We start from the raw sequence: 1,507 nt of genomic DNA on the forward strand, positions 1-1,507 counted from the left end.
ATGATCGTCAGCGATAACGTCCTAGGTTGGGAAGCAGCGGCGGAAAACGGCCAGCAGGTCTCGTTGCGCCGATTGTGATCGGCGCTGGTTGCGTTCTGATCCAGATGGCTTCCATCGTCAAGGAATGCGCTCTCGGCCATAGCAAACACAGGATCCAGCGAGCGCTCGGGTCGTGGTCCTCACCGTCCTTAAAATGAGATGCGGATGCCAGATGGAAGGCCCGAACATTATCTACAGGGTCGCCGTAGCGCCCTCACGGCACGACAGAGAGGGGTCCTTCCATCTGGTGTCCGCCCGTTCGACGAACGGACGGTACTCGGTTCCCGTCTTGATGACAGCGTGCGCGACGCGCGCCATCTTGGCGGTGAGTGCGGTCATGGCCTTGCGGCGGCGATCAGGGTCGTTTCCATGGCCGGCAACATAGCGACCAAGCTTGTCGCGGAAGCTGTTGTCACGCTGACGGATGGCGACTTGAGTTGCCATCCAGAAGGTGCGGCGTAGCCGGGCGTTGCCGTACTTGGAGAGCTTGGTTCGCCCACGGAAAGTGCCCGACTGGCAGGTCGCGAGGTCAAGCCCACAGAACTTGAGGAACTGGCGGTGGTGGGCAAACCGGCGAAGGTCGCCAGCCTCGGCAAGGATGGTCAGCGCGTTGATCGGTCCGATCCCGGGGATCATGCGCAGGAGCTGATAATCGCGGTTCTCGCTGAGCAAGGCGTGAGCGGTGCGCTCAATCTCATCGCGCTGCCGGATGAGGCTGCGTGCTTGTGCGATGACCATGCGGAACATGGCGATCGCTACGGAATCCTCGTCGACCGGCAGTGCCACCGAGGCGCAGGCGGTCTCATAAATATCGTTGATTAAGCGGGCCTTGGAGACCTTGCGACCGACGAGAGACCAAGCCTCGCGCGTGAAGTCTTCCTGGCCGAGCGCTGTCATGCTGGTCGGAGTTGGAAAGCGTTCGAGCAGGGCCAGAAACCAGTCAGACCGGCTGTTGCCGGCGAAGCGCTCGATCTCAGGAAAATACAGCGGCAGATAGTGTGTCAGGATCCGATGCCAGGTCTGGGTCTTGGCTTTGGAGATGGCTTCATGGGTCTTCGACATCTCCTGCAGGTCGTTAATCCCGGCGGCCAGCGGATCGACGTAACGCTGGGTGGCACCAATCCGCAGCATATGCAGGATCACCTGCGCATCCTTGGAATCGTTTTTGTCCCAACCATTGTGCAACGCCTCGCGGGTACGAGCCAAGGCAACCGACGAAATCAGCCGCAGCTCGAAACCTGCCGAGAGCAGCCGATGCGCCAAGGTGCGATGGTAGTTGCCGGTCGCCTCGAAGCCGACGACGATCGGGCAGCCTATGCTGCTGAGCTCGTCGGCGAGGCGATCGTAGTCAGCCTTGGTGGCCATGATCGTCATGCGCCGGCGGCGGCCGCCTTCGGGGCGTTCAATCAATACCTCCTGCCGGTGCTTCGACATATCGATGGCTACCAGCACGGCGTCGGTGGGGGTA

1 pseudogene is annotated in these 1,507 nt (G+C 61.2%); it reads right to left on the reverse strand.

Features of this window, described 5'->3' with window-relative positions:
• Positions 1 to 227: 227 nt before the first annotated feature.
• A pseudogene (locus tag IQ25_RS20950) lies at positions 228 to 1,507 on the reverse strand (IS110 family RNA-guided transposase); the annotation flags it as partial.

The organism is Novosphingobium taihuense (assembly GCF_007830315.1).
GTDB lineage: Bacteria > Pseudomonadota > Alphaproteobacteria > Sphingomonadales > Sphingomonadaceae > Novosphingobium > Novosphingobium taihuense.